Annotated in this window: 19 protein-coding genes and 1 pseudogene; 7 read left to right on the top strand and 13 right to left on the bottom strand. The window is 37.6% G+C overall.

All coding sequences use genetic code 11. From position 1 onward, the window contains the following. Positions 1 to 29: 29 nt before the first annotated feature. Positions 30 to 170: pseudogene (locus NGC85_RS04465) on the bottom strand (transcription elongation factor GreB); the annotation flags it as partial. A 373-nt stretch (positions 171 to 543) separates the two neighbouring features. Between NGC85_RS04465 and NGC85_RS04460 the strand changes: the two are divergent. Beyond that, complete coding sequence (locus NGC85_RS04460; RefSeq protein ID WP_254804971.1) at positions 544 to 1,653, top strand: transglycosylase SLT domain-containing protein; 1,110 nt, start codon at positions 544 to 546, stop codon at positions 1,651 to 1,653. Between the two features lie 56 nt (positions 1,654 to 1,709). On the opposite strand, the gene NGC85_RS04455 is transcribed toward NGC85_RS04460, so the two are convergent. Beyond that, positions 1,710 to 2,093: an SCP2 sterol-binding domain-containing protein gene (locus tag NGC85_RS04455; RefSeq protein WP_005055252.1), complete on the bottom strand. Its 384-nt coding sequence runs from the start codon at positions 2,091 to 2,093 to the stop codon at positions 1,710 to 1,712. Between the two features lie 196 nt (positions 2,094 to 2,289). Beyond that, the gene (ttcA, locus tag NGC85_RS04450) at positions 2,290 to 3,195 is read right to left on the bottom strand and encodes a tRNA 2-thiocytidine(32) synthetase TtcA (RefSeq protein ID WP_254804970.1); all 906 of its coding nucleotides are present in this window, start codon (positions 3,193 to 3,195) and stop codon (positions 2,290 to 2,292) included. Between the two features lie 493 nt (positions 3,196 to 3,688). Between ttcA and NGC85_RS04445 the strand changes: the two genes are divergently transcribed. Together NGC85_RS04445 and htpX are read left to right on the top strand one after the other, a co-directional pair. Next, complete coding sequence (locus NGC85_RS04445) at positions 3,689 to 4,561, top strand: lytic transglycosylase domain-containing protein (protein ID WP_254804969.1); 873 nt, start codon at positions 3,689 to 3,691, stop codon at positions 4,559 to 4,561. A 214-nt stretch (positions 4,562 to 4,775) separates the two neighbouring features. Then, a complete protein-coding gene (htpX, locus tag NGC85_RS04440) occupies positions 4,776 to 5,681 on the top strand; it encodes a protease HtpX (RefSeq protein ID WP_005055258.1) in 906 nt (301 codons plus the stop codon). A gap of 58 nt (positions 5,682 to 5,739) precedes the next feature. Here htpX and NGC85_RS04435 read toward each other — a convergent pair whose 3' ends face one another. The 3 genes from NGC85_RS04435 to NGC85_RS04425 all read right to left on the bottom strand — a co-directional run bounded on the left by NGC85_RS04435 (position 5,740) and on the right by NGC85_RS04425 (position 11,153). Beyond that, entirely contained in the window at positions 5,740 to 6,333 is a 594-nt protein-coding gene (locus tag NGC85_RS04435) for a DUF4112 domain-containing protein (protein ID WP_254804968.1), read from the bottom strand. 77 nt (positions 6,334 to 6,410) lie between these two features. Beyond that, positions 6,411 to 7,748, bottom strand: a complete 1,338-nt coding sequence (mgtE, locus tag NGC85_RS04430) for a magnesium transporter (RefSeq protein WP_254804967.1) — start codon at positions 7,746 to 7,748, stop codon at positions 6,411 to 6,413. Positions 7,749 to 8,045: 297 nt separating this feature from the next. Next, entirely contained in the window at positions 8,046 to 11,153 is a 3,108-nt protein-coding gene (locus NGC85_RS04425; RefSeq protein ID WP_254804966.1) for an efflux RND transporter permease subunit, read from the bottom strand. 321 nt (positions 11,154 to 11,474) lie between these two features. On the opposite strand from NGC85_RS04425, the gene NGC85_RS04420 reads away from it, so the two are divergent. After that, the gene (locus tag NGC85_RS04420; protein WP_254804965.1) at positions 11,475 to 13,088 is read left to right on the top strand and encodes a phosphoethanolamine transferase; all 1,614 of its coding nucleotides are present in this window, start codon (positions 11,475 to 11,477) and stop codon (positions 13,086 to 13,088) included. A 130-nt stretch (positions 13,089 to 13,218) separates the two neighbouring features. After that, on the top strand, positions 13,219 to 14,361 hold the full coding sequence (locus tag NGC85_RS04415; protein WP_254804964.1) for a glycerophosphodiester phosphodiesterase: 1,143 nt from the start codon (positions 13,219 to 13,221) through the stop codon (positions 14,359 to 14,361). Between the two features lie 37 nt (positions 14,362 to 14,398). On the opposite strand, the gene pnuC is transcribed toward NGC85_RS04415, so the two are convergent. Next, positions 14,399 to 14,971, bottom strand: a complete 573-nt coding sequence (gene pnuC, locus NGC85_RS04410; protein ID WP_005062999.1) for a nicotinamide riboside transporter PnuC — start codon at positions 14,969 to 14,971, stop codon at positions 14,399 to 14,401. Between the two features lie 404 nt (positions 14,972 to 15,375). Between pnuC and NGC85_RS04405 the strand changes: the two genes are divergently transcribed. Both NGC85_RS04405 and NGC85_RS04400 read left to right on the top strand, forming a co-directional pair. Next, positions 15,376 to 16,338 (top strand): DMT family transporter, encoded by a 963-nt coding sequence (locus NGC85_RS04405; protein WP_254804963.1) that lies wholly within the window; start codon positions 15,376 to 15,378, stop codon positions 16,336 to 16,338. Positions 16,339 to 16,448: 110 nt separating this feature from the next. Then, positions 16,449 to 18,050 carry a CocE/NonD family hydrolase gene (locus NGC85_RS04400; protein WP_254804962.1) on the top strand — a complete coding sequence of 534 codons (1,602 nt, stop codon included), beginning with the start codon at positions 16,449 to 16,451 and terminating at the stop codon, positions 18,048 to 18,050. A gap of 35 nt (positions 18,051 to 18,085) precedes the next feature. On the opposite strand, the gene NGC85_RS04395 is transcribed toward NGC85_RS04400, so the two are convergent. The 6 genes from NGC85_RS04395 to ftsH form a co-directional block, all read right to left on the bottom strand. Beyond that, complete coding sequence (locus NGC85_RS04395; protein ID WP_005055274.1) at positions 18,086 to 18,400, bottom strand: DUF5713 family protein; 315 nt, start codon at positions 18,398 to 18,400, stop codon at positions 18,086 to 18,088. 111 nt (positions 18,401 to 18,511) lie between these two features. Further along, complete coding sequence (locus NGC85_RS04390; RefSeq protein WP_254804961.1) at positions 18,512 to 20,143, bottom strand: VWA domain-containing protein; 1,632 nt, start codon at positions 20,141 to 20,143, stop codon at positions 18,512 to 18,514. A gap of 144 nt (positions 20,144 to 20,287) precedes the next feature. After that, complete coding sequence (locus tag NGC85_RS04385) at positions 20,288 to 21,046, bottom strand: SIMPL domain-containing protein (RefSeq protein WP_254804960.1); 759 nt, start codon at positions 21,044 to 21,046, stop codon at positions 20,288 to 20,290. Positions 21,047 to 21,140: 94 nt separating this feature from the next. Then, entirely contained in the window at positions 21,141 to 21,992 is an 852-nt protein-coding gene (gene folP, locus NGC85_RS04380; RefSeq protein WP_254804959.1) for a dihydropteroate synthase, read from the bottom strand. Positions 21,993 to 22,100: 108 nt separating this feature from the next. Further along, entirely contained in the window at positions 22,101 to 22,397 is a 297-nt protein-coding gene (locus tag NGC85_RS04375; RefSeq protein ID WP_254804958.1) for a hypothetical protein, read from the bottom strand. A 69-nt stretch (positions 22,398 to 22,466) separates the two neighbouring features. Then, positions 22,467 to 24,362 (bottom strand): ATP-dependent zinc metalloprotease FtsH, encoded by a 1,896-nt coding sequence (gene ftsH, locus NGC85_RS04370; RefSeq protein ID WP_005063009.1) that lies wholly within the window; start codon positions 24,360 to 24,362, stop codon positions 22,467 to 22,469. Between the last annotated feature and the right edge of the window lie 82 nt (positions 24,363 to 24,444).

Genomic DNA, 24,444 nt, shown 5'->3' with positions numbered 1-24,444 from the left:
TAGTATAAATAATAGGGTTATATTAATTCATCAGCATTTTCCGACCTATCACCTAAGCTTGCTGCCCAATTTACTTTCTTTGTAATTTCAGGACGCTCTTCATGCCAAAGCTTTTTCAGTTCAGCAACTAACAAATCATGCCCATTTCGAGTAATTAAGTTCGATTTCATAAGAAAAATACGCTAACACAACATTTCGTTTACAAGTTTTTTCATTGTATTCCTTATTTCAACATCGCCAAAGTGTATAAATTTTATTCTTTTTCAAATCAGAAGGTTGTGATGTATTTCTCGCTTTTTTATTGATCAAAATTTGACAATCACTTTTTTGACGCTTAATATGCGCCCCTAAGTTAGTTTTTGTTTAATTTTTATACATTTTGTAAATGTTGTGAAACATTTATCAAATATCCGATCAACCCAATGTCATTTTGAATGGCGTCATGACTTGCCCACCCTTATTGAATTTATAAACTTTTAAAAGTTAAGGCAGTATCTAGCTTGCTGAACTTTTAGGGCATAAATTACCTGTAGCGGAGACAACATGCACAGTAATTCAAGTTCTGGGTCTAGGCCTAGCCTTAACTCTTTATCTTCCAAACTTTCATTTCAAGCTTTAGTTTTAGGTGTAGCAATATTTCCTATCAATAGTCTAAATGCTGAAAAATCACATCAATACAATACCGTAGTCAATTCAAATGTTTTAACTGTCGTCGCAGTTGAAAATCCAACTACAGTATTTAAAGACGGTCAATTTTTACATGGCTTTGGTTATGACTTAGCGCGTAACTATGCAAAAAGTTTAAATGTTAAACTTGATTTTAAAACAGTACCTGATAATACAACTGCCCTGAAATGGGTTGCTCAAGGTAAAGCAAATATTGCGATGACCACGGCAAATATTGCGACGATTGAAAGCAAACAACTGGTTTCTTTTTCTGCAAGCTGTGGTGATCAATCCACGCTCAGTAAGAATGGCTTAAATCCACAGTTGAATTGGGTTCTGAAACAAGCAGATGATCCATTAACACTTACAGCAAGTGGTTTTGTTTGCCAAAGTAAACAATTGGGCACGACTCAACAATTAGCTTCATTCTATAATCGTAATGTCGTTAAACCTGAATCATGGTCAACGATTCAAAAAGATTTGAATCAACGATTACCAATCTATAAAGCAAGCTTTAAACAAAGTGCTGCTAAATACAATTTAGATTGGCATTTATTGGCTGCAATTGGTTATCAAGAGTCTTATTTAAAGCCCTCTTCGGTGTCTCCCACGGGTGTACGTGGTCTCATGATGCTGACTAGTAGCACTGCTCAAGCAATGGGTGTGACAAATCGTGTCGATCCAATTCAAAGCATTCAAGGTGGTGCAAAGTATTATGATCTCATGTTAGATCAATATGCGAATGTGCCTTATCCAGATCGTAACTGGTACGCGCTGGTGGCATATAATATGGGACCAGGTGCGGTAAATCAGATTCAGAAACGAATCAAGGCACAGGGTAAAGATCCAAATCAGTGGGTCAATTTGTACGAATATTTACAGCGCAACCAAGTACGTAATGGTCGCTACAAACAAGCTGTTCAATATGTCACTCGTATCCGTAGTTATTTGGAACACCTAAAAACCAATGCTCGTATTGATGTTTAGCAACATTTAATAAAAAAGCTTACCTAAGGGTAAGCTTTTTTATGCGTTGAAACTAATTAAGCAGTTTGCTCAAGTACTTTCTTGAATAAATCTTTTTGTTCTTGGCTTGGCTTAGCAGTTTGTAAAGCCATCAACTGAGACATATCACCTTGAACTTTGATTTTACCTGTCATGAATGCTTGCATAGCAGCAGCCATATCAAACTCTAAGAATACTTTACGTAAAGTCTCAGCATCCATATTCAAAGTTGTTTTTGCATTTGGAGACAAACCTTTTTGGATTTTCCCTGCATCTAAAGCTAAATCAGTATTACCAGCTGCGTCTGTCACAACTAAGTTAATCGCTAAATTCGCAAGTGCTGGCGGCAAGTTGAGATCTCCTGCTTCAGCAGTAAGTTTTTCAACAGTTGCAAACCAATCATCAGTTAAAAATGCAGCCATGATTATTCCTCAAATATATTTGTTCAATTTCTTGTGCCATCTATCCGAATGGCATCTCATGAAGCAATTTGCTTGTGCCCTGTTATAGCACGTAATTTTTATTTTAGGCTATGACTTTTTGTACGCGTAATTCAATTTTTAAAAAAATTATAAAGAAAAGGCACTTAAAAAAGTGCCTTTAAAAAAGATTTACATTTTACTCTGCAGCAAAACTTAAATTGACCACGTCTAAACGGTTTTTCATCTCTTCTGGATCTTTCATATCAAATTCACGTTGACCATCAAGAGCCTCAAAATCAAATAGCTCTCGATCCGCTAATTGAGATGGAGAAACGTTTTGTAGAGCACCAAAAATGCTATGTAATCGTTTAGGATGCTGTTTATCCCATTCACGCAACATGTCATTAATGATGGCACGTTGTAAGTTTTCTTGAGAACCACACAAATTACACGGGATAATTGGAAATTGGCGTAATTCAGCATATTTAATGATGTCTTTTTCTTCGACATAAGCCAAAGGACGAATCAAAATATTCTTTTTATCAGAAGAAAGTAATTTAGGCGGCATAGCTTTTAAGCTACCACCATGGAATAGATTTAAGAAAAACGTTGCCATAATGTCATCACGATGATGACCTAATGCAACTTTGGTTGCACCTATTTCTTGAGCAAAGCCATATAGCGAACCACGGCGTAGACGTGAACAGACTGCGCAGTAAGTTTTTCCTTCAGGCGTCAAACGTTTTGTAATGGTATAGGTATCTTTTTCTAAAATGTAATATGGAATATTGTTTTCTTCCATATAACGAGGTAACACGTCTTCGGGGAAACCTGGTTGCTTTTGATCAAGATTGACTGCAACAATATCAAAATTAATTGGTGCAATGCGTTTGAACTGCAATAAGATATCTAGCAAAGTATAGCTATCCTTACCACCTGACACACAAACCATTAGTTTGTCGCCATCTTCGATCATGTTGTAGTCACGAATTGCATGCCCAACTTGACGACGCAGTTTTTTCAACAGGCGATAATACGCCGAACTTGTAGGAAGCTCTGGCTTGAAATTAAATCCTTGGTTGGACTCGACTGGCGCGTACATAGACGTGATTTACCCATAAACAAAAATACCGCAAGATTTTATCCGATTCAGCAAAAAACCGCACCTAAAGAATTTTTCAATTTCTTTCAACCGTCATATTTAAGTTTCATACTGGTAAAATTCTGATCAAAAAATATAAAAAAGCGCTAGATCGCTTATATTTCAAACTTTTCCACAGTTGTCCACAAAACCTGTGGATAAAATTGTGGATTTCTTCGCTATTGACAAACTCTTTTTACATAAGGATAAGGGTTCCAATCAAATTGATCATTTTTTAACCAGTTATTTTAGCTATTTAAAATCAATGGCTTATATATGTCAAGTCTTCTATTTTAAAAAAAATATTTTAATTTTTTTTGCTGAACATTCGCACAAAATGACTTGATTTTTGTTAGACAGTCAAGAATAAAAAAATTGTAGCCAAAGTACTTTTTATGCTTTTTTTTGTTACACTGCTGTGAAGAACTTATGCTCATCTTTTGCGAATATTATAATGATGGACAAAACAACATATATTTTTGCCCTTTGCTTGGGGACCGTCGGTTTTTTAAATTGCTCAGCATCAATTTATGCTGGGCAAACCATTTATCAATTTAAAGATAATAATGGTACAACGCTGCTCACCAATAAGAAGAAAGCCGAATACAGTCATCTTAAAGTTGTCAAAGCAACCTACTACCCAGACAGTAACATCCATAGCTACAGTAATTGGGGTACAAGTGAAGCCTCGGTACTGCCAAGCTATAGCCGCAATAAAAACGCGTTTGATCAACTCATCCGTCAAGCAGCTCAGCGACATGGCATATCTGAAGGTCTAATCAAAGCAGTGATGCACACTGAGTCAGGCTTTAATATCAATGCTCGCTCCCCTGTTGGCGCACAAGGTCTCATGCAATTGATGCCAGCTACTGCGCGTCGATTCAATGTGAGTAACGCATATGATCCTGAACAAAATATTTTTGCTGGCGCACGTTATTTAAGCTGGTTGATCAAACGCTTTAACGGCGACACTCGACTTGCAATTGCCGCTTACAACGCAGGTGAAGGTAATGTCGATAAATACGGCGGTATCCCTCCTTTCCGTGAAACCCAAGATTATGTACGTCGTGTCACCAGCCGTTATCAAAATTTATATGCATCGGGATTAAGTTCAATCTCTGATTCAAAGACTTCAAATACTCAAGTTATAGCCCAATCAGCGAATTATAATCCACCAAATAATAACCCTGTAGAAACAACATCTGCACCAAAGCAATATAATCGCCAGATCATTACCTTAGCTGATGGGACATTCACAGATGCGCCCTCAGGAACTTATACTACGGCAAATGCGACTGCTACGGCTCGGATTCGCCTCAGCGATTAAGATTCTATTACTCTATTCTCACCAGATGATTTTAGGGCTATTATTTTAAATAATTACTTTTAAGTAGTTGTTTCAATGATGGTTCATATTTTTATTAGCTAAATGTATCTGCGTCCAATTTTTGCTTGAATTTTTGAGGTTCGCCCTGCATATTATGATCATGATTTAAAATTTGTAAATCAGATCACTTTTTATTTATATGAGGGTTTTCTCAATGATGCGGATTGGTTTGTTCTTGCTAACCAACCTCGCGGTACTGGTTGTAGCTGGCATCATCTTGTCACTCTTCGGTGTCGGTAGTTACCATGGCGCGGGTGGCTTGAATCTAGGCAACCTATTAGTCGTCTGTTTTGTGTTTGGTATGGTAGGTTCTTTAATTTCCCTATTCATGTCTAAATGGATGGCTAAAAAAACCACTGGGACTGAATTAATTGACCCAAATGCACCTCGTAATCAAGCAGAAGCTTGGTTATTACAAGAAGTAGCGCAATTATCTCAACGCGCAGGTATTAAAATGCCTGAAGTTGGTATTTTTCCGTCTTACCAATCGAATGCATTTGCAACAGGTTGGAACAAAAATGACGCTTTAGTAGCAGTCTCTACTGGTCTACTAGAACGTATGAATAAAGATGAACTTCGTGCTGTACTTGCGCATGAAATTGGTCACGTTGCAAATGGCGACATGGTGACACTCGCACTTATTCAAGGTGTCGTGAACGCTTTCGTGATGTTCTTTGCGCGTATCGCAGGTGACTTTATTGACCGAAATGTCTTTGGCCGTGAAGATGGCGAAGCACCAGGTTTAGCATATTTCGCAATTACGATTGTACTTGATATCGTATTTGGTATTTTAGCTTCTACTATCGTTATGTGGTTCTCTCGTCAACGTGAATACCGCGCAGATGAAGCTGGTGCACGTTTAGCTGGTAAAGATGCGATGATTTCAGCATTACTTCGCTTACAAGCAGAATCAGAAATGCCTGATCAAATGCCAAAAGAAATGAAAGCATTTGCTATTACGGAAGGTAAGGAACAAGGCTTTAGCTTAGCTGCTTTATTCCAAACTCACCCTAGCATTGAGCAACGTGTTGCTGCGTTACAGCAATTAAATGTTCAATAATCAATACTAAATATATGATAAAGCCTCCAAACGGAGGCTTTATTTTTACTCAAGAATTCTAGTTGACTTGAAAGGACTGATAAAACTGCCATAAGTAAGTAGCCCCTACCCATACAGCCAAAATCAATAAGGCTAAAACTGCAATACCAAGCAAATCAGGAATTCTTAACCAAACCCAACTAACCACAGGATTACGCCAAAAAGCTGAGGTTTTTTGCTTTTGTTCAAGAGATTCATGCAAAAAGGGATGCACAACATGAATGTCGCTATGAACCTGATATTCTTCACGAATATGGGCATGCACAATTTCAAGGGTTTTACGACTTGGTCGAATAAATACATCAAACAAGGTACCAACAATTGGAACAAAACCAACCAACATATCCATAATAGCCAGTTTAAGCACGCCATTCAGTTTATGCTGCGGTACGCCTACTTCTCTAGCTTTTTTAAACGCATAAAGTGTGAGTACAAAACCAGCTAAATCACCTGCAAAAGGAATAGTACTGAGCGCGGCATCTGCACCAACCCCTTGTTTAGTAAATGGAATTCGTACTAGACTATCCATTGTATTCGCAAATTTAGCTAAATCTCTTTCTACCGCAATTGCCTGTTGCTGAGTTAATTTTTTTTGTTCTGTTTGACCTATCATGTACATGACCTAAAAGCACTTTATTTATTGAGAATAAAGTAGTTTTTAGGTTTTGTCGGTACAATAATTATTACAACTTAAAATAAAATGATTGAAGCAATAAATAAATATACAAGTACGCCAGTGGCATCACAAATAGAAGTGACTAAAGGCGCTGATGCACTTGCAGGATCGAGTCCAGCTTTATTTAAAATAAAGGGTAAACTCATTCCGATCAAACACCCCATCAAAACAATTCCCATCATACTCAGTGCAAGGACTAAAGCCACCATTTCATTGCCACGGAAATAACCTAATAATGAAACTGCAATCGCCATCGTTCCACCCAGACATAAAGCGACTAAACTTTCTCGCCCTAGTAGATGAAACCAGTCTTTAAATTGCACATCACCCGTTGCTAAGGCACGAACCATCAAAGTTGAGGACTGTGAACCAGCATTTCCCCCACTTCCAACTAAAAGTGGAAGAAAGAAAACCAATACTAAATTCTGAGAAATGACCTCTTCATAATGTGCGATTCCAATCCCTGAAAGTAAACTACCAAAAACTAAGAATACCAACCAAAATACACGTTTTTGATAGAGCTGAAGAATGGGCGCTGATTTAATACTCAGTTTTGATGACGCATTCACCGCACCGACTTTTAAGAAGTCTTCAGTTGCTTCTTCACTCACGACATCCATCGCATCATCATAAGTTACGATTCCTACCATCATATTATGATGATCAATAATTGGCAGTGCCAACAAGTCATAACGCGCAATGGTTTTAGCTACTTCATCCTGATCTGTATCAACATATGCTGTTAAAACATTTGTTTCCATAAATTCATTAATATTTTGTTCTTCAGGTGCAAGAATCAATTGTTTTAATGACAGCACACCTAATATTTTCCTTGCTTCATCTAGCACATAAGCAAAATATATCGTTTCGGTATCAGGCGCTTCAAAGCGCAACATTTTAATCGCATCTTTGACCATCATATTCGGCTTTAACGTCGCATATTCGGAGCTCATGATCGCCCCTGCGGTTCCTTCAAGATATGATGAAAGTTGTCGTATATCTTCTCGTTCAGCCTGCGCTAAAGCTGGAAGTAATGCATTCTGTTGATCTTGATCTAAACACTTAAATACATCTGCACGCTTGTCAGATGACATCTCGCCAATGATTTCTGCCAAAATATTTCTCGGCATTGCTTTAGCGAGTTTGACTTGTTCTACGGGAGGAAGATAAGAGAAAACGTAAGCACGCTCAGGTAAATGTGTTAACAGCAATTGACTTTGTTGCACCGATAACTGAGTTAAAACATCTGCAATATCAACTGCACGAAAAGTTTCAACTGATGAAAGTGCAAGTTCAATATGATTGTTTTTTAATGCATCATTTAATAAATATAAAAAGTTGTTGTAGCTCATGTCCGCCTCTTCACTACAAATAATCCATAATGAAGAGAGTCAAACGCAGTTTTTTATTTTACTGCCGAATAACGGTCTTCATTCAGATTTGGATGAATAAAAAAATGTGTAATTTTTAATAAACTACAACTCTGCGTGTCCATTTAGGGCGATTAACCTCGTTGAACCGTTTATACGGCACGGCAATACTACAAATTTTTTTTAATATTCTCAACTTACACAACAAAAATGAACAATTCGAGTCCAAGGCAGATGCCCAAAAACTCAAATTGTTCATGATGATTCAAACGTTATTGATTATTTAATTGTTTGAGTTGTTATTTTAGGTTTAAACATATTGGTGACCAATACATACATAAACGGAATAAAAATTAATACTAAAATCGTTCCGAATACAACGCCACCAAAAACACTATAACCAATAGCTTGGCGGCTTAATGCACCCGCACCACTCGAAAACATGAGTGGAATAACACCTGCTCCAAATGCGATTGAAGTCATTAGAATCGGGCGTAAACGTAAACCTGCAGCTTTTAGAGCAGCATCTAAAGCGGTAAGCCCCTGCTGTTGTAAACTAGCAGCAAATTCAACCATTAAAATTGCATTTTTACAGGACAAACCAATCGTAGTGAGCAATGCAATTTGGAAATAAATATCGTTGGCAAAACCAAACCAATAACTAAATAAAATCGTGCCACCTATACCTAAAGGAATCGCTGCCATAACGACTGACGGAATAGACCAACTTTCATAAAGTGCAGCCAAGCATAGAAAGATAAAAGCAATCGAAATGAGATATAGCCAAATGGCTTGATTACTTGATTGCTGCTCCTGATAAGACAACCCGCTCCAAGCTAATCCAACATCAGGCATCTGATCGACTAATCCTTGTATTGCTTGCATGCCTTGTCCACTGCTAAAACCGGTTGCAGCATCTGCATCTAAACTAATGGCAGGATAACCCATAAAACGCTCAAGGATTGGAGGTGCGCCTTGCCAATCAATTTGACTGAATTGTGTAAATGGCACCATTTGTCCATTTGCATTTTTCACATACCAATAATTTAGATCTTCTGGTTTAGAACGATAAGGTGCATCACCTTGTAAATAAACTCGTTTGATACGACCACGATCAATAAAGTCATTGATATAGCTGCCACTCCAAGCAGTAGACAACGTTTGATTGATTTGACTCACATTGAGACCATGAATCATTGCAGCTTTATGATCAATTTTGATATTCAAGACAGCCTGATCATCGTTGCCTTTTTTATCCAAATTTTCGACAGAATCTAATTTATTACTCTGTTGCTGTAAGTCTTTAAAACTATTAACCAGACTATCTCTTCCCAAACCTTTGGTATCTTGCAACCAAAAGTCAATTTTGTCGGAATTTCCTAAACCTCGAATTACAGAAGGCATCACCACCATAATCCGCGCTTGATTATTTTTTGAAAAATATTGCATTGCTCTAGCACGGATTTCTTGAGCGCTATTCTCTACGCCTTTACGATCATCCCAATGTTTAAATGAAATAAATGCCTGTCCAAGATTTTGTCCTGTACCTGAAAAGTTTCGTCCATGAATGACCATGACACCATTCAAATTGGCTTTCTCATGCTCTAGGAAATAATCAGAAATCGTTTTACCCACCTCTTCAGTCTTACTCATTGGCGTGCCTTGTGGCAGGCTAAATTGTACCCCTAATAGACCTTGATCCTCTTGCGGCAAGAAACTGGTTGGCAAATCTCGATAAATCCAAATAAAACTAAAGATCAACACGGATATAACAACCAGTGCTAAGACTTTCACACCGATGACTTTTTTTGAAAGACTGAGATAACGCGTTTTAATGTAATCTAAACTATGATTAAACCATACTGCCCATCGTGCCTGTTTTTGCTGCGGCTTTAATAAGATTGCACAAAGGGCTGGCGTCAAAATCAAAGCAACCAGTAAAGATAGCCCCATTGCGACCACCAAAGTAATCGAAAATTGTCGGTAAATAATCCCTGTCGCACCACTAAAAAATGACATTGGAATAAATACTGCGGTCAAAACCAATGTAATCCCGACCAAAGCACCACTGATTTCTTGCATGGATTGAATTGATGCTTCTTTAGCATTTAGATGCTGTTCATGCATCAAACGCTCAACGTTTTCAACCACAACAATCGCATCATCCACCAATAAACCAATCGCTAGAACCATAGCGAACAAAGTTAATGTATTAATGCTCATGCCAAAAATAGCTAAGACAGCAAATGTTCCCAAAATCACCACAGGCACAGTCACGGCAGGAATAAGAGTAGCTCGCCAATTTTGTAAGAAGATAAACATCACCAGTACAACAAGGATAATCGCCTCAACCAAGGTTGAAACAACCTGTGACATGGATTCTTTTACAAATGGCGTATCATCCCGAGGATAAACAACAAAATAACCTTCTGGTAAGGTTTTTTCTAATCGAGCCACCTCTTTATAAACTGCGTCGGCAACTTGCATTACATTTGCACCGACTGTCAATGAAAGTGAAAGCCCTGAAGCTGGATAACCATTTAAGCGGTTAAATACCTGATAATTTTCCGCTCCAACCTCAACTCGAGCCACATCTTTTAAATAAACAAAACTACCATCGTTGTTGGCTTTTACTAATATATTTTCAAACTGTTCTGGTGTCCGCAATAAAGAACCCGAAGTAACCTTTGCATTAAGATATTGATCTTTTACGGTAGGTAAATCACCGATTGCACCAGCAGCGACTTGAGTATTTTGATTTTCAATAGCAGAACGTACATCGCTGACCTGTAACTGATAGCTTTGCAATTTCTGTGGATCTAACCAAATACGCATGGCATATTGCGAACCGAATACGCTTACCTCTCCAATACCTTCAATACGGCTTAGATTTAGTTCGAAGTTATTGGTTAAATAATCTGAAATATCTAAATTTGTAGAACGTCCTGATTTATCTCCTAGACCGATCACCATAAATGAGTCACTGAGTGACTTACGCACATTTACCCCTTGGCGTTGTACGTCTTCTGGCAGACGATTAATCGCACCATTGACGGCATTCTGGACTTGGACTTGGGCTTGGTCTGGATCGGTTCCTTGCTCAAAGAAAAGACTGATTCGACTATTGCCACTCGCATCACTACTCGAATTAAAATAAAGTAAATTATCAATTCCTTTGATCTGTTGTTCGAGTACCTGAGTGACACTATCTTCCACAGCTTGGGCATCTGCACCACTATAAGTTGCTGCGACAGTAATACGAGGTGGTGCAATATCGGGATAACGCTCTACTGGCAAATTCAATACAGAAAAGACACCAAATGCCATAACCATAATTGCCAGTACAGTCGCAAAGATCGGACGCTCAATAAAAAACTTAGATAGCATGGCTGCTCATTCCATTAGCTGAAACAGTCAATTTTTCGAATGATGATAAATTTGGAACTTGTGCTCGTGATCATTGCTGAGCTCTTGAGTAAACGCTATCACTTTTAACATATCATTTCAAAAAGCGAGGAAATGAGGAGAAATCATGAATTTTAGTCACGGCTGAGCTAAATTCCAATAGCTTCAAACCTGTAAATTTAGTTTTTGGTAAAGAATTTAATTTACTGATTAATCAATCACTTTTCAATTTCGGATTGACACATCTTCAAGTTAAAACGATATTAGCACGTTTATTAAATGTGCCCACGATATTAGGTAGAGATGAAAGCTAGCTTAAAAAGTTTTAATGTATTGCTGCTTATTTTGCTACCTGCATGTATTACAGGCGGTTTATTAATTTTCGCTGGAAATTTAAGCGATGGTTTACGCCTCGGATTCTTATCTTTACCGGGTGTTTTGTTTACGTATTTAGCAATTATTCGTAATAAAAGATCTTGGCATATTATCGCAATCGTGTGGTGGTTTATTTTTTGGCTAGATGCTTTATTACGCTCTAGTACTTGGTACTTATTTAATAGTGATAACGAAGCCTATTTCATTATAGAAGCAATTGCCAATACCAATCATAATGAAATATGGGAATTCTTTCAGCTCCATCTTAAGACTGTTGCGAGTGTCGTTTTTAGTTTAATCCTCGCTATTTCGATTTATAGTTTCAGCGTCATGAAACTCATCAAACCTATTGATTTAAAGCAATTGTGGAATAGTAAAATCTATCGAAGCTGCATTGTTTTATTACTATTATTAACAACAACCAGCTATCTGATGAAACCCTCACGTAAGGTACATCCTGTTGTTTTCTGGTCTGAATATCAAACTAAAATTCAAGATTTCAAAGATAGAATTAAAAAACATAAAAATGTGCATGAACAATGGGATATCAGTGCTAAAGAAAATTTAGTTGTTGCCAAGCAAACGAAACATAAGCAAACCCATGTCTTAGTGCTGTCTGAAAGCTTAACCAGTTTAAATTTAGGCGTATGCGGATATGCACGCGAAACAACACCTGAGCTAAGTAAACGAATCCATGACATACAAGTATTTTGTAATGCATTTTCACCATCACCTTCAACAATTAATGCATTAAGAGTATTACTCACAGAAAGTCCAGCAGCTGAACACAATCAATATTCACCTGAAAGTATTTTGGCTTATGCTCGAGCTGCTGGATATAAAATCTATTGGCTTAGTAACCAAGATGATACTTATCTATCCTCATTATTTGGTTCTTATGCAGACCACGCTATTTATAAAAACAACCGCTCAGGTCGTAGCAGTACATCACTTGATGAAAGCTTAATTCCTGCTTACCAACAAGCTTTAGCAGACCCAGATCCAAAAAAATTAATTATCCTACACTTGATTGGGGTACATCCAAATTACCAAGAGCGTTACCCAACTGCTTTTAACAAATTTACCAGTAATAGTAATGATCAGGTTGAGTTGGAACTAAAAAGTCGAAACATTGATCCTTGGATTCGCTCTCTGCGAAATGATTACGATAATGCTGTGCTCTATGAAGACTCTTTACTGGCTCAGTTTTTAGATACGCTAAGATCAGATCAAGTCCCAGATTTCAGATCCTTTACGGTCGTTTCAGATCACGGTAATGAAGTAGGACACGAACTTGATTACGCAGGACACAGCCCAAATACCAAAGCAGGTTATCAAGTTCCTGTCATTATGTGGTCTGATAATTTAAAAATGACAGGGGCAAATAAAGATAAAACAATTAATACGGCAGAGTTAGACAATAATCTGATGCATATTATGGGGCTGAAAGAAAAAAATGCGCCTTCGCAAACCTTTTGGCAAGATGATAACTATCAATTCATTCCGGAAATAAATTGGCCTTATTGGAAAAATAAATTCTAAATCGAGTTTGGCTCTTCTTTAAAATGGGTTTGATTCATTCTATTTTTCATCAAAATATCATTTAATTGTCATACTGTGGATACCTTTAGCATACAAGCTCAATGTTTTATAAAAACACATGAGCTTATCTATGTTTAAAAAAGCATTTATTTGTATCAGCTTGATCAGCCTTGCTGGCTGTAACGATGACAATAATGACTCAAAAAATACGACACAACCCAATTATCAATTACCTAAAATTTTGGTCATAGGACATCGCGGCGCGAGTGCGCTTCGACCTGAACATACACTTGAGTCTTACCAAAAAGCAATTGATGATGGTGCCGATTTTATCGAACCAGACTTGGTTTCAACCAAAGATGGGATCTTGGTGGCACGCCATGAAAATGAAATCAGCGGAACAACAAATGTTGCCTCTCTTCCACAATTCGCTGATCGTAAAAAAACTAAAGTGATTGATGGCGTTTCATTAAATGGTTGGTTTACAGAAGATTTTACTTTAAATGAATTACAACAACTGAAAGCGCGTGAACGTATTCCTCAATATCGACCTGAAAATCAAAAATATAACGATTTATATGCCATTCCAACATTGGATCAAATTATTGAGTTAACCAATGCTCATTATAAAAAAACGGGCAAAATTATTGGTCTTTATATTGAAACCAAACATCCAACTTACTTCCAACAGCTTAATTTAGCAATGGAAGATAATTTATTGAAAACACTATCCAAATATCAATATAGCCGTGATATCGCGCCAATTTATTTACAATCATTTGAGGTTAGTAATTTAAAGTATTTGAAAAACCAATTGGATTTGCATAAGAGTGTGAAACATGCACAACTGATTCAGCTCTATGATGCACCTGATGTTAGACCTGCTGATTACATCGCACAAAATAATCCTAAAACCTATGCTGATCTGGCAACTGCACAAGGGTTAAAAGATGTCTCAGTCTATGCCAATGGTGTAGGTCCATGGAAAGTATATGTTTTTGAAGATGCTGCGATGACAAAAACAACATCGTTCATTGCAAATGCACACAAAGTTAATTTAAAAGTACATCCTTATACTTTCCGCCCTGAGAACAACTTCCTACCATCTACCTTAAAATGTAGCACGGATCCAGCTAAAGCAGCTGAACGTTGCCCTACAGGCTCGATCAAAGAAATGCAGCTTTATTTCAAAGCAGGAGTCGATGGTGTGTTTACTGATGATCCTGCGATTGGTCGTCAAGCCGTACAAACGTATCAAGCAACAACAAAGTAATATCCGAAAAAGAAAAAAGGCAGTTCGACTGCCTTTTTTATATCTGTAACTGTTGTTTTTGTTTAACCTGTTGCCATTGCCACCAACCATAAGTAGCTAATCCAACAAAAGCAGCATAAAGCCCCGCGGTGAGGAAAACTTCTTTATATATAAACATTCCCACATAGATGATGTTAACAAAAATCCAGAGAATCCACGTAGCGATATGCTTACGACTGGTCCAGTAAGTCGCCAGCAGACTAAAAGCGACTAGCTGAGAATCGAGCATTGGTACAGCAGCATCTGTGAAATGTTTGAGTATCAAACCAAATAATAGTCCAAAAACCATTGCAATAACCATTTGCGTCAATACAGTAGTCTTTGCTATCGATTCAATACGAATTACATGGTCTTGGCGCTTTCCTTTTAACCAGTAATAAAATCCATAAATATTCATCACAATAAAGAAAAATTGCAGAATCGTTTCTCCATACAACTTAATAGTGAAGAAAAAATAGGCATATAAAGCACAAGCCAAAAAGTTAAACCACCAGCACCACATATTACGCTGAATAGTTAAGGTCACACCAATCAGGCTAATAATCACCGCAATAATTTCTAACGCAGACAAGAGCAGACTTCTTTTTTAGCAGTTAATTGCTACATTATGGAAATTTTTTAAATTTAAGCAATGCTAAATCACTTATTCTCATTCTGATATTTTTATCTTTACATGAGCATAATGACTACTTTTCACTCAAGCCTTATGCTATAAAAAACTTAGCTTATTCAGAATATTTCAAATGCTCAATCCAATAGTTTCTTCAAAACACGTTATGCCCGCATCGCACTGTATTTCTGCCAGTGTGGCTTGGCGACGTGTCTGCATTTTTATGCGAGGAGACTTCATACACTTTTATTTGATGCCCATATAAATACATCATCATTTGAAATCAAAGGTCGCCTCAAGAGCGACCTTTTTTATTGCCTAAATTTATTGAACAAATCTACCGTTGTTATAACAGGAGCTTTAGCATGAATCAGTTACCCGAGAAAAACTTAATATCAAGCACACAGATACAACCGACTGTAGCCCTTATTTCCCCTCGTCTTGCTACAGTCGGTCAATTCATTGCAGTCGTATTAATCTGGTCATTCACGCCATTAGCCGCGGTCTGGACTGTGCATGAAATACATTGGGCGTGGGGATTATTCTTTCGATTCAGCATCGCCATTCCTTTTGCTTTTATATGCTTGTTTTATTTTCGGCTCAAACTGATTTTAAATTCTAAAGCATTGATGAGTTATGCCGCTGGTGCAGTTGGACTTTTTGGCTCAATGACATTTTGTTATATGGGCGCAACTAAAGTTTCATCAGGAATCATTTCGATTATCTATGGAACGGCTCCGTTATGGTCTGGCTTAATTGCCGTGTTTATTTTAAAACGAGAACATTTTTTAAAACGTCAATGGTATGGACTAAGCATTGCAATTTTTGGCTTATGTCTTACTCTGGGTATTGGTACAGATCATATTCAGTTGGACATGCTTGGGGTCACTTACGAAATCATTGCAGTATTACTTTATGTTATTTCAATGTTTAGCGTTGCAAAAATTGGTGCGGATATTCACCCCATCATTCAGACTACAGGTTCAACTTTAATTTCATGGTTCGGATATTTGTGTTTATTGCCATTTTTTTCTTCAGCTATACCAACTCATTTACCCGACATGCAAACAAGTCTAGCTTTACTGTATAGCGCTTTATTTTCATCAGTCTTGGCGATGATTTTTTACTTTAATTTAATTCAAAAACTTAATCCAACTACAGTGATGCTCATTACTATTTTAACGCCTGTACTTGCCACATTATGGGGATATTGGTTCAACCATGAAGCTTTAAGTTCACATTTGATTATTGGTTTGATTTTTCTTTGCTCTGGTTTATTTTTATATACTTATCGCAAAAAGACTCGCTACCAAAATCTTGAAAACTGATAGGTCAGTTAACTTGATCTATCAGTTGGTGGTATCTACTGATCAGTTAAAGTACACTCATTGCGTTCACATCGTGACTTCTCAAGATTTGCTCAAGGATGAAATAATCTATGCGTTCTTACGTTTTATGGCTGTGTTTCAGCCTATTGTTTGTTTTGCAAGGCTGCTCGCACGTCGCCCCTCAAACTAAGCCAATTATTCAAAAAACCGTTGAATTAAAACAGCGATATTATCAAGCAAAAACTACGGCTCCTGATGGGACTGTAATTGCTTTTACTGTATATCAACCACAATTAGCAGCAGGTCAAACGGCGCCATTAATTTTACATACACATGGCTTTGGTCTATCAAGAATGAAACGGCCTGAGTTGAGCCTATACGGGTTCCTATTACCAACAGGACAAGTGGCAAAACAAGCTTGGCAAAATGGTTATTGGGTGATTAGCTTTGACCAAAGAGGTCACGGTGATAGTCAAGGTAAAATCCGTTTAACTGATCCAAATAAAGAAGCTCAAGATGTCATCACGATCTTGAATTGGGCTGAAAAAAATCTGCCGCAATTATCCAAAAATCAAAATGGTGTTCGTGCAGGCATGATTGGTGAATCATATGCTGGTGGAGTGCAATATATTGCCTCTGCTCTAGATGTACGTTTACAAGCAATTGTTCCGATCACCACTTGGTATGATATTGCAAATAGTTTAGCACCTAATGGTGTACCTAAAAGTAACTGGATTAGTTTCTTAAATCTCATTGGTGATTGGTGGAATTGGAACAAATTTGATCCAGAGTTAAAGAAGGCTTATCTGGATACCCAGCATGGTCAATTAAATCATTCCACTTATGATTTTCTCAAAACTCATCAACTCAGTTGGTTCTGCGAACATAACCAAGCCCCTAAAGCAAATGCGTTCATTATCCAAGGGTTTCGAGATGTGCTTTTTCCTTTTAATGAAGGTGTCAAAGCAGCACAATGTATACAGCAAGCTCAACATGACGTACATTTGATCGGGGTGCAAGGCGGACATTTACAGCCTTTTGCTCAACATTCACCATTAGGCAATACACCATTTTGGTATATTGGTAAATCTGTTCGATGTGGTGATAAACAACAATATAATCTGCAAAGCATCATATTATCTTGGTTTAATCAGCAACTTAAAGATCAACAAGTAACTTCAAAACTTCCTGAACTATGTGTTGATCAAAGCCCTGTCAATTATTTGAGTGATCTTAATCCCGTAACACAATACAGATTAAATAAAACTTGGATTTCACCTACAACTTCACAAGCTGTTTTTGTCCCTATACATACAACATTACAAGATATGCATATTACAGGTGCACCTCGTCTTGCAATACAAATTGAGACAAAAACAAAAGACCTTGATCCAACCCTCTTTATTTCAGTCGCGGTGAAATCAAAAGTTAATAGCAAATATAAAGTTTTGAATGATCAAGACACACCAATTAATCTAAAACGAAAACAAATTTATGACCAGATTAAAGATCATACGACACAACCTAATGATTATTATCTAAACGTCGAATTACCAAGTATTAACGGAAAACTACAACAGGGCGATACCTTAGGTCTGCTCATTAATACACAGAGTATTTATTATCAACGTGTTAAACAGTCAAAAATCGAAGCATGGATTTCTGGAGAAATTGTCTTACCTAAACTCTGGGAAATAACAGCACAAAAGTAATTATTATATTTGCATTCTCGAATCGAGAGTGAAATTTACCACTCTCGATTCGCAATCAACTCTTCCATTTCAATATCTAAGTAACCGACATCTTGTACCACCATCATCATGGCTTCAGCAATATAATCAGCAGCAGTATCATCTAAACTTGAGTCTAAATCTTCAAACTGAGGTTTCATCTCATTAATTTCAATCATAGTCTGATGAGCAAAACGATAAATTTCTGTCTCAGATAAATCTTTCAGACTGACTTTTTTTGAAAACTTTTGGATGTGTTGCCTCACTTCAGCAACCAGAATATCGGGATAATATTCATCATCAAACATAGGGAGAAGTAAATTTTCAAACATAACAAAATTACATGTTAGTAAAACGCCATGCTTATAACACACTCTCATAGAAATCACGATATTAATGCATAAAAAAAGCGATCTTTCCGACCGCTTTTTCAAAAACAAAGTTTAATCTTTTTTAGCACTCAAGCTTTTGGCAATCTTGGTAAGTTCCACGAACTCCTCTCGCATTTGATAAGGATCAGGTTTTGCAGATTGTTGCGCTAACTTGATAATTTGATCCCATCCCATCGCACCATTATATTGTCCGCCTTTTAACTGCTGAGCATAAGATGCAACAGCAATCGCAAAACGAGTATCATTATTTGCTTGTGCAAGAGTTTTACTTTCAGCTTTTACCGCTTGATTAAGCAAAATACTCTTTTCTTGATTTGGCAATTTATAACGTAAGTTTACAAAGGCATATTCAGACTTTTTCGCAGCATCTATTTTTGCTGATGGTTGATAACGTGAATCATTGAGCCAACCTTGCTGACCTACAGGAATAATTTCATAGATTGCAGTGACGTTATGCCCTGCACCAATATCACCTGCATCAACTTTATCGTTATTAAAATCTTCTTGCTTTAACATACGATTTTCATAACCGACTAAACGATATTCTTTCACCATAGCAGGATTAAATTCGACCTGAATTTTGACATCTTGGGCAACGGTTGCAAGGGTTGATGAAAGCTGACGCTGCACCACTTTTTTCGCTTCATTTTTATTGTCTATATAGCTGTAATTGCCATCGCCTGCATCTGCCAGTTGCTCCATCAACTGCTCATTATAATTTCCTGTACCAAAACCTAATGTGGTTAATGAAATACCACTTTTTCTTTTTTCCGCTACCATCCCTTTCAAGGTACTGAAATCAGTTATACCAACATTAAAGTCACCATCCGTAGCCAATAAAATTCGGTTAATACCATTTTTGACAAAAACTTTCTCTGCTTGTTTATAAGCGAGTTGAATTGCTTGTTCACCCGCAGTTGCCCCGCTTGCTTGTAATCCATTAATCACTGCAAGAATTTTGTCTTTTTGATCACCACAAGTGGGTTCTAAAACTAATTTTTCACCACTCGCATAAGTAATAATCGTGACTTTATCCTGAGCGCGTAATTGTTCAGTCAATAAACGCAAGGTCTGTTTTACTAAAGGTAATTTATCTGTTGCATCCATACTACCTGAGACATCCACCAAAAATACTAAGTTCGCAGGTGGCAATTGTTTAGTACTAAGGTCTTTAGCTTGAATACCAATCTTAATCAACTTGGCATTTTCTTTCCACGGCGAATCTACTGTTTCAGTACTGACTGAGAATGGATGAATAGTATTTGGTTGTGGGTACTGATAATCAAAATAGTTAATCATCTCCTCGGCACGGACTGCATCTACAGGCGGTAAACGCCCATCATTCAGGAAACGACGTGTGTTGGTATAACTTCCTGTATCGACATCAATACTGAACGTTGAAACGGCTTGATCAGCTACACGATGAACAGGATTGATCTCATTCTTTTGATATTTTTCGGTGTTCTGTTCTAAGCGTGGTCTTTCTGGTGCAGGCATTGCAGCAATATAAGCTGCTGGTGCAATCATTTTACGAGCACTATCTACTGCCAAATTCGATTGTACTGCTGAAACTGGCTGTAACGGTTCCATCAACTCAAACTGCTGCTGTTTTACTGGATTACTACAGGCGATCATCATGCTACTTAATGCTGATAGTGTTAATATTTTTGTCAACTGGTGCATCTTAAAGTTCCTAAATTTATTCTGTTATTTCAATTAAATGGATATATCAATCTGATTGTATTCAAAAAAATAAAGACACATCGTATTCGAATGTATCTTTATCTTCATCATTCCTCTTAAATGTTTATAAATTTAGAAATATTTTTATTCAATTGCATAGTTAATGGTCACAACAACACGGGCAATTTTATTAATGGTTGCTTTATCATAAGCACCACCATAATCGCTGTCATCATCTGAACCACTTTCTGGCAAGATATAAAATGCACCTTGACTGGCGGAACGCATCATACCTACTTTCACCCCACCAACTTTTGCAAACTCATTTGCGCGACTGTGCGCATTTTTTGTTGCGTTGGCAATCAGTGACATTTTGATTTCTTCTAAATTCGAGACTAAATATTGAGGTTTCTGTTCAATGGAGATACCCTTTTCATCTAACAAATAAGCATCTTTAGCAGTCTGTTCAATTTTCTTAATATCACGACTATTTACAATAAATGATTGCATCGCAAGATAACCTTTAAATTCACGATTAATTCGCCCATCCCCCATATTCACTTCTTCATAATACGGCTGAGAGCTCTTATTACCAAGTTGTATATCGGCTGCTTTGAAACCGTGATCAATAAAAAAGTTTTGTAAGGTTTTCATTTGTTGGTCAAGCTGTTGATAGGCCTCAGGTATACTATTTGAAGTGTTGCTTGTTTGTAAGTTGATTTCCCAACGCGCCAAATCAGCCTGAATTGGCTTTTCAGCTAAACCTTTGACTGTAATTGAGTTTTTAGTGTTATTAGATTGCTTCAGCGCATAACCCATCACACCAGCAGAAATAATAAATCCAAGACTAAGAATGAGCGCAAAAACCCATAAGCTTTTATATGTAATTGTTTTATTTTCCATTTTTATATTAACCATTTTCATTTATATGGCTTTTATATTTAATCTGAATCAGTAAGTCAATAGAGCAGAACGATGCCCCACTGACTCGTTTAGTTTAATTCATTTGCATCATTTTCCAGATATTAATCGCATCATGAGTTGCTTTTACATCATGTGCCCGAACAATGCTTGCACCTTGTTGAATACTCAACAAATGCCCTGTCACACTGCCAACTGCGCGCTCTTGAGCAGGTACACCATTTAAGGCTTCACCAATAAAACGTTTACGCGATAAACCTGATAAAATTGGATAGCCCATCCGATTAAGCTTCCAAAACTCATTCAATAACTGGAAGTTCTGTTGCGAATTTTTAGCAAAGCCAAAACCAGGATCAATAATAATATTTTCTGCTTGAACACCGACAGCGATTGCTTGATCTAAACGTTGTTGCAATTCAGAAATTACGTCTTCAGTCACATCGTCATATTGATCCAACTGATTCATATTGGTCGGCTCACCGCGCATATGCATCAACACCACAGGAATATTCAACTCAGCAGCGGTTTCTAAGGCCATAGGACGAGTTAAAGCACGAACATCATTCCAGATATGTGCACCTGCTTTCACTGCCGCTCGAATCACTTTAGGCTGGCTGGTATCAATCGACATCACGACATCATATTGTGCTAGTGCTTCAACCACTGGAATGACCCGTTGAATTTCTTCTTGTAATGCAACGGGTGAAGCATTCGGGCGTGTAGACTCTCCGCCAATATCAATAATGCTTGCACCCTCTTCCATCATCTGTAAAGCTCGTTGAACTGCCTGTTCCTTATGGTGATGCTGCCCGCCATCACTAAATGAATCAGGTGTTACATTGAGAATGCCCATTACTTGAGGCTGAGACAGGTCTAATCTGAAACGACCACACTGTAACTCACATTGTGGTAAAGGCATCAACTGCATCAAGAGTCTCCATTTTTAATAAGGTATATTTTAACGATGATCAGTAGATTTAAGTGTTTCTTTATTTTCAATCTTTTCTCTTGTCTGCTCAATTTTCATTATAGATTTTCAACAATGACAAAAAAACTCATCCAAAAATTGATAATCCATATCAAGAATGAGTTTGTAATAACCTAGCTGCTTGGTTTCTTTCTGAAAAATATCAAGTTTACAAATAAATATTGTTTGAAAATAATACTTGTTTACTTCTTGTAAAATAGATTCTGTATGAAATTGAAGTGACTCAAAATCACATGGCATGTCTAGATCACTCAAAGTATTTTTTTGAAAAATTTTTTCTAAATATTTATAAGCCAAATTTTCAACTTTCAAAAATAATGCTGATGATCTTTCAACTCTGAACATTTTAATTCACTCTTTTTAGTCGATCATAAAAAAGAGCCGCTCTTTAGCGACTCTTTTTGGTTTCAATCGTTAACCCATTGCTGGTAATGGCGGTGGTGTAGATGGACCATCTTTCGGTGGTTCAAATGCAGCCACAGGATTTTCAGCAACATAAACTTTTGGTGGCTGAGGTTCACGACCTTCCATGATGTCACGGATTTGATCGCGATCAATCGTTTCCCATTCCATCAACGCTTTTACCATTGCATGTGCGATATCTTTGTTATTTTCCAAGATATCACGAGCAACTTTATATTGTTGATCAAGGATACGACGAACTTCTTCATCCACTTTTTGTTGAGTCGCTTCAGAAATCGTACGGTTACCTACATTACCGAAGAAACCATTTTGGTTTTCATCTTCATAAACCATTACGCCTAATGCATCAGACATACCATATTTCGTCACCATTGCACGCGCCATTTTCGTTGCACGTTCAAAGTCGTTTGATGCGCCAGTCGACATTTGGTTAATGAACACTTCTTCAGCAATACGACCACCAAACAAAATAGAAAGTTCATTCAACATTTTGTCTTTGTAATGGCTGGTTTGATCTTGCTCTGGAAGCTGCCAAGTTACGCCCAATGCCCAACCACGCGGCATGATTGTTACTTTATGAACTGGGTCAGTACCCGGTAGAATTTCAGCGACAATCGCGTGTCCAGCTTCATGGTATGCAGTAGCACGACGTTCTTCTTCACGAATCACCATCGATTTACGTTCAGGTCCCATGTAAAGCTTATCTTTTGCATCTTCAAAATCATGCATATCAACCGTATTTTTATTACGGCGTGCAGCAAATAGTGCAGCTTCATTCACAAGGTTAGCAAGTTGTGCACCAGAGAATCCAGGTGTACCACGTGCAAGCACTTTGACATCAACACCAGTGGTTGAAGGAAGCTTTTTCAAGTGAACATTCAAAATCTGCTCACGACCACGGATGTCTGGTAAACCAACCATCACTTGACGATCGAAACGACCAGGACGTAGTAAAGCTTTATCGAGTACGTCTACACGGTTGGTTGCAGCAATAACGATCACGCCTTCATTGCCTTCAAAACCATCCATCTCAACAAGCATTTGGTTTAAGGTTTGTTCACGCTCATCATGACCACCACCTGTACCCGAACCACGATGACGACCGACTGCATCAATTTCGTCAATAAAGATGATACATGGCGCATGACGTTTCGCTTGTTCAAACATGTCACGTACACGAGACGCACCCACACCAACAAACATTTCAACAAAGTCAGAACCTGAGATGCTAAAGAAAGGAACTTTAGCTTCACCAGCAATTGCTTTCGCCAATAATGTTTTACCCGTACCTGGTGGACCCACCATAAGTACACCACGTGGAATGGTTGCACCAAGACGTTTGAATTTAGAAGGATCTTTTAAGAAGTCAACGATTTCGACAACTTCTTGTTTCGCTTCGTCACAACCCGCAACATCGCCAAAATTTATCTTAATTTGATCTTCAGATAACATTTTAGCTTTTGACTTACCAAAACTCATAGGACCGTTTTTGCCACCAGCGCCACCGCCCATATTACGCATGAAGAACATGAATAAAAGGATGATGAGTAATACTGGAAAACTCGCGATGAGAAGTTGCATCAAAATGCCTTGGCGTTGTGGAGCTGTACCCTCAACTATTACATTTTGTTTATTCAAGCTTGGTAGCAACTCAGTGTCTTCTACTTGCGGACGAACCGTTTCAAAAGAAGAACCATTGGTTTTTTCACCATTAATATTTAAACCGTCAATTGTGACTTGTTTAATTTGCCCAGCATTCACCGCAGCAACGAAATCAGAATATTTCATCGCAGCAGGTTTATTGCGGTCACTGACGTTGCTAAAAATCAAAATCAGAACACCGAGTATGATGAGCCACAATACGGCATTCTTGAAGTAATCGCTCAAGGCTTTATTCCCATATCAATCTAATTTGATCATACCTAATCTTGGCTGACCTTCACAAAAACAGCAATGAATTTGCGTTGCA

This window comes from Acinetobacter sp. Z1, assembly GCF_024296945.1.
Classification (GTDB): Bacteria; Pseudomonadota; Gammaproteobacteria; order Pseudomonadales; family Moraxellaceae; genus Acinetobacter; species Acinetobacter beijerinckii.
The sequence above is the reverse complement of the archived record's forward strand: the minus strand, read 5'-3'. Positions and strand labels throughout refer to the sequence as shown.

Coding starts and splice junctions, on each gene's coding strand:
- NGC85_RS04460 (WP_254804971.1), top strand. CDS start 544: ATGCACAGTAATTCAAGTTCTGGGTCTAGGCCTAGCCTTAACTCTTTA.
- NGC85_RS04455 (WP_005055252.1), bottom strand. CDS start 2,093: ATGGCTGCATTTTTAACTGATGATTGGTTTGCAACTGTTGAAAAACTT.
- ttcA (WP_254804970.1), bottom strand. CDS start 3,195: ATGTACGCGCCAGTCGAGTCCAACCAAGGATTTAATTTCAAGCCAGAG.
- NGC85_RS04445 (WP_254804969.1), top strand. CDS start 3,689: ATGATGGACAAAACAACATATATTTTTGCCCTTTGCTTGGGGACCGTC.
- htpX (WP_005055258.1), top strand. CDS start 4,776: ATGATGCGGATTGGTTTGTTCTTGCTAACCAACCTCGCGGTACTGGTT.
- NGC85_RS04435 (WP_254804968.1), bottom strand. CDS start 6,333: ATGATAGGTCAAACAGAACAAAAAAAATTAACTCAGCAACAGGCAATT.
- mgtE (WP_254804967.1), bottom strand. CDS start 7,748: ATGAGCTACAACAACTTTTTATATTTATTAAATGATGCATTAAAAAAC.
- NGC85_RS04425 (WP_254804966.1), bottom strand. CDS start 11,153: ATGCTATCTAAGTTTTTTATTGAGCGTCCGATCTTTGCGACTGTACTG.
- NGC85_RS04420 (WP_254804965.1), top strand. CDS start 11,475: ATGAAAGCTAGCTTAAAAAGTTTTAATGTATTGCTGCTTATTTTGCTA.
- NGC85_RS04415 (WP_254804964.1), top strand. CDS start 13,219: ATGTTTAAAAAAGCATTTATTTGTATCAGCTTGATCAGCCTTGCTGGC.
- NGC85_RS04405 (WP_254804963.1), top strand. CDS start 15,376: ATGAATCAGTTACCCGAGAAAAACTTAATATCAAGCACACAGATACAA.
- NGC85_RS04400 (WP_254804962.1), top strand. CDS start 16,449: ATGCGTTCTTACGTTTTATGGCTGTGTTTCAGCCTATTGTTTGTTTTG.
- NGC85_RS04395 (WP_005055274.1), bottom strand. CDS start 18,400: ATGTTTGAAAATTTACTTCTCCCTATGTTTGATGATGAATATTATCCC.
- NGC85_RS04390 (WP_254804961.1), bottom strand. CDS start 20,143: ATGCACCAGTTGACAAAAATATTAACACTATCAGCATTAAGTAGCATG.
- NGC85_RS04385 (WP_254804960.1), bottom strand. CDS start 21,046: ATGGAAAATAAAACAATTACATATAAAAGCTTATGGGTTTTTGCGCTC.
- folP (WP_254804959.1), bottom strand. CDS start 21,992: ATGCAGTTGATGCCTTTACCACAATGTGAGTTACAGTGTGGTCGTTTC.
- NGC85_RS04375 (WP_254804958.1), bottom strand. CDS start 22,397: ATGTTCAGAGTTGAAAGATCATCAGCATTATTTTTGAAAGTTGAAAAT.